An 8,617-nucleotide genomic window follows, 5' to 3' on the forward strand; every position below is an offset into this window, starting at 1 on the left:
AGCTCTCTCGCGTCGACGCTGCCTCACTGGCTAAGGGGCGCCCCGGCGACCTTCCGAACCTGATTTACGAATTACGACAATGGCTAGACCTCGAATCTGACGAACCGCTCAACGCGAAGGTGAGCGATTTGGAGAAGAAACCTACTCGGCTCCAAGCCATGATTGATCGAGTGGCTGGTCTGCTTGGCGCAGTTGCAGACCGGAAATCCTTCCGCGCGGATTACTCGGGCGGTAGTGTAATCCTCGACGCCGGAAAGTTGGGCTCAGAGGCCGGAAGAGCCTTGAGCTATCGCGATGCGAATCTCGAAGATGCCGTCCTACGCGTGGCGCTGGATGATCTCTATGAGGATGTTGAGGCCCCTCTCAGAATCCAGCGGTGCCAGGAACCCGAGTGCTTGAGGGTATTTTTGGCTGAGCGGAAAAATCAGAAATATTGCAGTCACCGCTGCGCCAACAAGATGGCGACTCGCGTGTACCGAAAGACCCACGGGAAGGAACGTGCTGAGCGCGAGCGGGCGCGGTATGAGCGCCAGGTCAGAGGGCGCACTGCTGCAGCCGTTAAACTTGCACGTCGGCCCCGCGTACGAGTGGAATCGTGACACTGGACGAAATTCAGAAGAGCAGAACGGCCACCGATTTCATCGAGAAAGGCAGTTTGACCAACTTGTGAAACTGCAGTGGCAGTGACTTTGACCTGATTACAATTGGCGATAGGGCTAAAAGGGAGTTAGCCGTAAGCACAGCTGATCTCAAGCAAGGAGCCAGGGCCTGGAGCAATCCCGCGGCGTGAATCATGGAGCGTCGAGTGTCCTTTTTTGTGCCGACAGACGTTTCCGGCTTTCCAGGCGAGGGGCGGGTGCTGGGTGATGCGACGAAGCCTTAGCCGAGCCGTTCCTGACATTCGGAGGAGCCTAATTTTTTCGGTACAGGCACCCGATAGGCACCGGAGATGATTTTCGGGAAGGTGGAGCGGGAAAAATCCCGGATTTTTTTGGAGCCACCCGTCGGATTCGAACCGACGACCTGCTGATTACGAATCAGCTGCTCTACCGACTGAGCTAGGGTGGCTTGCTGCTCGATTCTTCTGGCGAGCTTGAATCTTCGAGATTAGCTCAGCCTGCTGTTCCGCGGAAGGCCCTCCTCATGGCGCGAAGCGTTCGCGGGTCCATTCTGTCAGCACCTTCATCAGGCGCGGGCGCGGATCGCCGAGATGCGATTTTGATCCGCCCGCGCGCATGAAATGATCCGCGCCTTCGATGAACGCGATCGTCTTATCCGATGCGCCCGATGCCTCGTATTCCGCCTTGATGTCCGCGTTGAAGATGTCCTGATCGCCGTTCGCGCCCACTACCAGCGTCGGCACCGTCACCTTGGGCAGATTCGCCGCCGTCTTCGCGTATGACGACAATCCCGACCATGTCGACAGCCACGCGTCGGGCGTCACGATCCTGCCGAGGCCAAAGGGCGAGTAATTGCCGAGGTCCGGCCGCGCCATGATTATCGATCCGACTGCGCGCTCCGACGGATCGATCGACAAGTCGAGATAATTCGGATTCGCCTGCGTGCGATAGACGATCATGTAGCACGGCGCCATCGCACGGCGCGATGCGTAATTGCGATCGTCTACCGAGCGCGACGCGAAGTCTGCCGCGCGCATCGCGAGCCGGCCCTGGCTCGCTTCGGCGATGTGCCTCCGTGCGATCGCGTCGATTCGAGCGCATCGCACACGCTGTGCCGCGCGATATCGGTCGAGGAACTCCTTCGAATAGCGGCTCTCGGCGGGAGGCGTGCGAAAGCCGTTACGCTCGTCGTACATGTCGAGCTCCGGATCTGACGCGAGCGGATCGGATTCGTCGACCACCGCCGCGTCGAGGCACGACATCAGCACCATCCCCTGCCCCGGATGCGCCGCCAGCACGACGAACCCGTCGGCCGTAGGGAAATCATACTTGTTGAGATCGGGCGGACCGCCGCCGGGAGGCGCCGCGACCCGCTCCCCCTTGGGCGTGCGTGCCTGCGAATCGTAATAGGAGAAGAGCGAGCCTCCTCCCGAGTTGCCAAGCATCACGATGCGCTCGAAACCCGCTTCCTCGCGCAGGAACTTGATCCCCGCCGCCAGGTCGAGCAGCAGGTTCTCATGCAGCATCGTCGAATCATTGTTGAGGTACCGCGTGTTGAAGCCGAACGCGGCGAAGCCCGCCTCGACCCAGTATGGAATCGAGTAGTGCATGCTGAACTCTGCCCGCGGATGCGCCATGATCACGACTGTGCGCGGCTTGCCACGCGGCGGGATATAAAGGATGCCGCGCGACTTGCCGAAGTCGGCCGCATAGAGCTGCACGGGCCGCTGAATCACGGCTGAATCGATATCGCCGAAATCGATTGGATAGCGCGCCGGATAATCTTTGGGTGCCGTGGGCATGGGGTTCGCCTCCGACGCACTTATACTAAATTCCGCGCGCCTTTCACGCCCCCGCGCGATATGTAACGCTAACCGATTCGGAGCTTTTACAATTGAAAACAGGAATTATCGGCGCGCGCGGCGCCGGCAAATCTACCGTCTTTCACGCGCTCACCGGCCTTGCGCCAATCCCCGGTGCGGCTGAGGGCAAGAATCGCGCGCGTCCCGGCCAGATTAAAGTCGCCGATCCGCGGCTCGATTTTCTCGAAGCGGCCTACGGCTCGAAGAAGAAGATACCGGTCGAGCTGACGATCCTCGACTTCGCGCCGAATCCAAAGGAACAGAAGGAAGGCGCCGCACTCGATCCCACGCTGCTCCCGCTCGTGCGCGACATGGATGCGCTCCTCATCGTCGTGCCGCAGTTCGCCGCGATGGATCGCCAGCTCGTCGCGACGCTCGAGAGTATCGAGAGCGAGCTGGTGTTTGCCGATTTCGACCAGGCTGAGCGGCGGCTCGAGCGCCTGAAGAAGGAAAAAGGCAGCGACTTCGAACGCGCCGCGCTCGAAAAGGTGATCGGATGGCTCGAACAGGGTAAGGCGCTGCGCCAATTCGATCTGACGCCGCAGGAGCTGCAGGCTTTTTCGAGCTTCGGATTTCTCTCGCGCAAGCCTGCACTCATCGCTGTTAACTGCGAGGAGGAGCGGGCCTCTGCGGATGTGAGCGCGGCGGAGCACGACGCGGTACATGCGCATGGCCTCGAGGTTTTCCGGCTCGCGGCGGCGTTCGAAGCGGAGCTGTGGGAGCTCGACGAGGCCGGGCAAAAAGAAATGCTCGGCGGAGCGGGACTCGCAGCGCCCGCGCGCGATCGCCTGATCCGCGCGCTCTATGATCACCTCGGGCTAATCACATTCTACACTGCCGGTGAGCCCGAGGCCCACGCATGGTCACTAAGACGCGGCGAATCGGCTCTGGAAGCGGCCGGCGTGATTCACACCGATATCGCGCGCGGCTTTATCCGCGCCGAAGTCGTGAGCTACGAGGATTTCGAGGCGCTCAAGTCCGACGCCAAGGTCAAGGAAGCCGGCAAGCTCCGCCTCGAAGGCCGCGACTACGTGATGCGCGACGGCGACATGATTCATATCCGCTTCAAAGTCTGAGAGATTCGCGCCGCACCAACGGCGACTGAGATTTTATCCAATGACCGAGCGCTCTCCGATGTCGACACCTGACCGCCACATTTACTTGCGAGTTGCGCTATCGGTCGCGATCGCGATTCTTGTTTTGTCGCTGATCGGTAAGGTCTCGGCGGCCGATACTTCCGGCGCAGAGGAGTTCAAAGACAACTGCGCGCGATGCCACGGCGCCGATGCCAAGGGCGACGGTCCCGACGCGAATAACAAGCCCGGCTACCGCCCCGCGGATCTAACCCAGCTCGCCGCACACAACGGCGGGAAATTTCCCCGCGAAAAGATTTACAACGTGATCGACGGCGGCCAGCGCGTCCCGGATCACTACAACTTCAACAGTCCAATGCCGCTTTGGGGACTGAGTTTCCAGCTCAAGGGCAACGAGTACAGCGACCAGAGCGAGGCAGCCGTCAAGCGCAGGATCAACTCCCTGCTCGACTACCTCGAAACGATCCAGACGAAATAGCCAGGTCAGTCCGAACCGAGTTGGCAGCCCTGTTCACGAGCTCTTCAAGGCTCGAGTCCTCACAGCGTCAAGCGCTCGGCCGCGAGGATCGAGCAAGTCGAGCCACGCTCCCTCGACTGACCAGTATACCCGCGCAGCAATAGCCGCCCACGGCGACATCATGACAATGAGCGTCAGCATATCGAGCGTTGCGAAGGATCGAACAGGATTTGACGGAAGGTTTAGTGCAGCCTTTAGCAGGCGCGTTCCGAGCGGGATAAGTCCGTAGAGCATCGCGGCGAACCAAACAGCGCCGACGCCGGCGAGCGCGATTAGCGCCAAAAGCGAAATCGCCGCGAGCGCGATCGTCTTGGCATGCTTCATCGATCTGCGATTTAGCGCCTACGCCGCCGTGCAGCAAGCTGCGGGCGGCCGGTCCACGCGTGAACGATGATCACTGATAGAGTATCTGCGCACGCAGATCGTGCCGGACACTGCGGATGAAGTCCTTCGCCGCAGCGGCATCGGCGGGTGTGCAGACGTTGGTTGGAGTCCGGTCTTCCAATTCGCGCGACGCGAGCACCGCGCTCCCTTTCAGTTCGTAGGTCGCGCGATAGCTGAGAATCTTGTTGTGCAGTTCAACGTTGGGCGGAAGCGCAAGCACCTTGAGCGTTGCGGGCAGCTTCATCACGTAATGTTCCTTCACCGCGATACCGGCGCATTGGAAGTTCACGGTGTGCTGTTCGTTGGCCGAACTTAGAAAGCGCGCCACCGCCGAACCTGCGCCCGACATCGGCGACGAAACATTCAGTGCGGCCGGACCAGGGATCGTGTAGGCATCGGTCAGCGCGAAATGAACGGCGATTTCGCTCTTATCGGAGAGATCAGTGGGATCGCTCATCGTCATCGTACCCGTGCCGACGAAGCCGCTGTGCTCGAGAGCCTGCCGGACCATGCGCTCTTTCATCGTCGGATCAATGTACTGGGCCTCGGCACGCAGGCCGTCAGAGACACTGCCGCTCTCGCTGACAGTGGTGCTGCCTTCGGCGTCGCCGTTGGCATGAATAGTCAGATCGGTCGTCGTATCCACTTTGTTGTCGCGATAGCCAGATGCGGGCGTGCGCTCGATTTCAGCAAAATCGATTGTATGCACCACGGGTTTGTCCGAATCGGAGATCGGAAGCGCACCGAACGGCGTGAACCTGGACGTCGAATCGGCATAAAGATTAAGCGTGGGGATGTAGCTAATCATGTGATCGAAATTTGGACTCGCAACCGGCGGCAGTGAATAAGTTGGGGCCGCATTGATCAGGACCGGTACGCTGGCGATTCCTTTGGCGGCCAGCAAGGCTTTAAGCAAAGTAGTGTGATCCTTGCAGTCGCCCATCCGATTCGCGATTACTAAGTCGGCGGCATGGGGCACTACCGATCCGATCCCGGCCTCGTTGTTTGCATACTGGATATTGACCGCGACCCAATCATAGATTGCCTTGGCCTGGGCGCGTGTACTTGTCACATTTTTTGTCAATTGTTCGGCTAACTGCGTGACCCGCGGAGTGACTGCGGCCTTCGGCTGCGCACGAGCATTGTAAGCCGCCGCCACTGCCCCATAGTCCTTGAACGTCGTCGCGACGATGACGGGGTCGTAGTCGAGCGCCGAAACCGCATGATCTTCCTGCGCCACAACATTGTGGTTCTTATAAGTCCATCGCCAGATCCGCCGCGCGCTGCCCCCCGTATGTTTGACTTCACCGCCATCGACGCCGCGCTGATACACATAAAGCGGCAGCGACGCTGGCGCGGTGATAGTAACCTCCCCCGCATCGAAGACGTCGGTACTTGGAAAAGTTTCGGTGACTGCGAAGTTGCCGGGAAACATCGCGGTCTTCTCCAATATTTGATACGAAATCACGACCGTGTCGCCGACGGCTACATCGGGGAAAGCGACCGTCTTGCTGCGCACGTCCGAGAACATCGGCAAGTTACCTGCTCTGCCCTGACTTATCTGCTCCTGGAAGTTCGACACCGGCACGTCAATCCGGCGGCCGTCGCTCTTGAGGGTGTAGGCGGCAAGAATCCGCGCCTGCTGGAGAGTGTCGCTGTAGTTGATCGAGGTTTGATTCGCTTGGGCGATCCCTTGCTGGCTTAGGACCTTGGTCCCGATATCGTAGGTTTCAACGTCGGTGCCGTCGGCATTGACCTCATAGCGCGCTCGATACCAGGCGTATTTCGTATAGCCTGCGAACGGCTTCGACTCGGCCGGCTTGCTGGCGGTGGCGCGCGCCGCCGGCCCGCTCAGGCCAATGGTCAGCAGGATAAGAAAGATGCGCAGGAAGCTGATCCGCCAGCGGACCATCTGGTTTCGCGGGCGATTGTGCGAGCGTGTTCCGAAGCAGAAATCGATTGCAGCCATTCAGTTACACCAGCGCCAACAGCGCCGGGAACTAAATTATGGAGACGCACAGCCTGGAACAAGATGCGAGCGATATTACACTCTATGTTATCGAGATTTCGCCACCCTTCCGCGTCGGCAGGCGATCCAAGCCGTGAAGCTCAATCGTTGTAGAACGACATTGCCTTCGTTGCTTCGTCGGCCGGGTAGAAGGCCTCGATATGCAGCTCCTGCAGGGTCACGTCCTGCGGTGCTGAGAGCGTCGTCACCGTGCTGAACATTCTGGCGATTCGGCCGCCGCCGAAATCGATCTCAAATGGCAGCACCAGCGCGGGCTGCGCTTCGAGATCGGGCTCGCGCCAGTTGGCGGGAACGCCGGGATACGAGAGCACGTCGGCGATGAGCTGATGCATGCGGTCATCGCGCGACCACGCCGCCATCTGATGCGCCTGGTTGAGCAGCGATTTCGCGATCGGCTGCCAGTTGACAATAAGTTTACGTATGCCGCCCGGATCGAACATCAGGTGCAGCAGGTTGTGCCGCGATGGGTTCAGCACCTTGAGTGGAACGAGGCCCTCGGCCTTCTCGCCGGCCACCGCCGTGATAAAGCGCACGAATGCCGCGTTGACCATCGCAAGGTTCCAGTAGCGATCGAAGGCAAACGCGCTGCGCGGCTCGTGCTGGCTTAGAATCAGCTCGAGCGCGGCGCGCATATTGCTCATCCGCGGATCGTCGAGACTGGTCTCGCGATAGACCGGCGCATAGCCGGCCGCGAGCAGCAGCAGGTTGCGCTCGCGCAGCGGCACGTCGAGCACGTTCGCGAGAGTCAACAGCATCTCACGGCTCGGCATCGCGCGCCCGGTCTCGAGAAAGCTGATATGGCGGCTCGACACTTCCGCCTCCAGCGCAAGGTCGAGCTGACTCAGATGCCGCGACTCGCGCCATCGCCGAAGCAGCGGCCCCACGCCGCCAGTCTCGACCGCCATCCTGCCATTCGATTCGTCCATGGCCAAGACGCTACCAGCGCCGCAAACACGGGGCCATTACCTCCGAGGTAATGAAGTGAGAGTGCCCGCCTACCGAGAAACGTCGAATGTTCGACCATGACACTTGGTATGGTGGCGAATGACCATTAGGTATCCTGTCGCAAAGATTAGTCACAGGGGCAGCATCCATGACGCGCGCGCAACTAGTTTTGCAGGAAGAGGCACGACTTAGATTATACGGCCGAACCTATTGGATTTTTGCCTTTGCGATAGTCGGCGGCGCGATCGCGATACCTTCGCTGGACGGTGTCTCTCCGACCCTCGCGTCATTCACCGGCAATTCATGGCTTGTCCCGCTGATCGTGGGCTACGGCCTCATCACGATCTTGAATCAATCGAAAATGATGAAATGCCCGAGGTGCAGGAAAGCACTCAACGGCGCACTGGCAATTACCACCGGACGTTGTTCCCGCTGCGGTGAAATCGCATTGGACGACTTCAAATCCAACTAAACAGAAACTGCGCATTGTTGATCGGAAACCACGCGGTCGATATCCTTCTCTCATCCGCCAGGGAGACCTGAAGGTTTGAAGAAGTAACTGCTCCAGTTTTGCGGTTCTAGTTGCGATGTGCGCGAGCGCCTTGTGTGAGCGCGCCCTGTCCGGGAGCAGTTACCATGTCCATTCGTTTCGATCGTCTCGATTTTTCATACGTAGATTCGGTTTCGATTATTTCCGGCGCGAGTTTTCAGCTCGGCGCGGGATGGACGGGCGTTGTCGGGCCTAACGGCGCCGGCAAATCGACTTTGCTCAAGTTGATTTGCGGCGAGCTCGAGCCGAGCGGCGGCGGAGTTCATCTCGATCCGCGCGGCGCGCGCATCGAGTTGTGCCCGCAGACCGTCGAGACGCTGACGCCGGCCATCTCGGCGTTCGCGGCCGCGACCGATGGCGTCTCGCAGCGGATCCAGGGCGAGCTTGCGCTCGATCGCGGCGACCTCGCGCGATGGCCGACGCTGTCGCCGGGCGAGCGCAAAAGGTGGCAGGTCGGCGCCGCGCTCGCCTCGGAGCCCGCGATCCTGATGCTCGATGAGCCGACCGATCATCTCGATCGCGAAGCGCGCGAGCTTCTGATGAACGGGCTCCGGCGCTTTCGCGGTATCGGGATCGTCGTCTCGCACGATCGCACGCTGCTCGATGAGCTGACCTC

Annotated in this window: 9 protein-coding genes and 1 tRNA gene; 5 read left to right on the forward strand and 5 right to left on the reverse strand. The window is 60.1% G+C overall.

Annotation, left to right across the window (positions count from 1 at the left end):
- Positions 1 to 599, forward strand: a 599-nt coding sequence (locus VMA09_09925; protein HUA33911.1) for a CGNR zinc finger domain-containing protein, incomplete at its 5' end; no start/stop codon positions are given.
- A gap of 393 nt (positions 600 to 992) precedes the next feature.
- Here VMA09_09925 and VMA09_09930 read toward each other — a convergent pair.
- Positions 993 to 1,068, reverse strand: a tRNA-Thr gene (locus VMA09_09930).
- A 73-nt stretch (positions 1,069 to 1,141) separates the two neighbouring features.
- Entirely contained in the window at positions 1,142 to 2,422 is a 1,281-nt protein-coding gene (locus VMA09_09935) for a hypothetical protein (GenBank protein HUA33912.1), read from the reverse strand.
- Positions 2,423 to 2,514: 92 nt separating this feature from the next.
- Between VMA09_09935 and VMA09_09940 the strand changes: the two genes are divergently transcribed.
- A complete protein-coding gene (locus tag VMA09_09940; protein HUA33913.1) occupies positions 2,515 to 3,558 on the forward strand; it encodes a DUF933 domain-containing protein in 1,044 nt (347 codons plus the stop codon).
- A gap of 58 nt (positions 3,559 to 3,616) precedes the next feature.
- The gene (locus tag VMA09_09945; protein ID HUA33914.1) at positions 3,617 to 4,054 is read left to right on the forward strand and encodes a c-type cytochrome; all 438 of its coding nucleotides are present in this window, start codon (positions 3,617 to 3,619) and stop codon (positions 4,052 to 4,054) included.
- Positions 4,055 to 4,087: 33 nt separating this feature from the next.
- Here the strand turns inward: VMA09_09945 and VMA09_09950 are convergent, their stop codons facing one another.
- The 3 genes from VMA09_09950 to VMA09_09960 form a co-directional block, all read right to left on the reverse strand.
- On the reverse strand, positions 4,088 to 4,417 hold the full coding sequence (locus tag VMA09_09950; GenBank protein HUA33915.1) for a hypothetical protein: 330 nt from the start codon (positions 4,415 to 4,417) through the stop codon (positions 4,088 to 4,090).
- A gap of 70 nt (positions 4,418 to 4,487) precedes the next feature.
- Complete coding sequence (locus VMA09_09955) at positions 4,488 to 6,446, reverse strand: DUF3857 domain-containing transglutaminase family protein (protein ID HUA33916.1); 1,959 nt, start codon at positions 6,444 to 6,446, stop codon at positions 4,488 to 4,490.
- A 140-nt stretch (positions 6,447 to 6,586) separates the two neighbouring features.
- Positions 6,587 to 7,432 (reverse strand): helix-turn-helix transcriptional regulator, encoded by an 846-nt coding sequence (locus tag VMA09_09960; protein ID HUA33917.1) that lies wholly within the window; start codon positions 7,430 to 7,432, stop codon positions 6,587 to 6,589.
- A gap of 167 nt (positions 7,433 to 7,599) precedes the next feature.
- On the opposite strand from VMA09_09960, the gene VMA09_09965 reads away from it, so the two are divergent.
- Both VMA09_09965 and VMA09_09970 read left to right on the forward strand, forming a co-directional pair.
- On the forward strand, positions 7,600 to 7,923 hold the full coding sequence (locus VMA09_09965; protein HUA33918.1) for a hypothetical protein: 324 nt from the start codon (positions 7,600 to 7,602) through the stop codon (positions 7,921 to 7,923).
- A 164-nt stretch (positions 7,924 to 8,087) separates the two neighbouring features.
- On the forward strand, positions 8,088 to 8,617 hold a 530-nt coding region (locus VMA09_09970), incomplete at its 3' end, for an ATP-binding cassette domain-containing protein (GenBank protein HUA33919.1).

Source organism: Candidatus Binataceae bacterium, from assembly GCA_035508495.1.
GTDB lineage: Bacteria > Desulfobacterota > Binatia > Binatales > Binataceae > JASHPB01.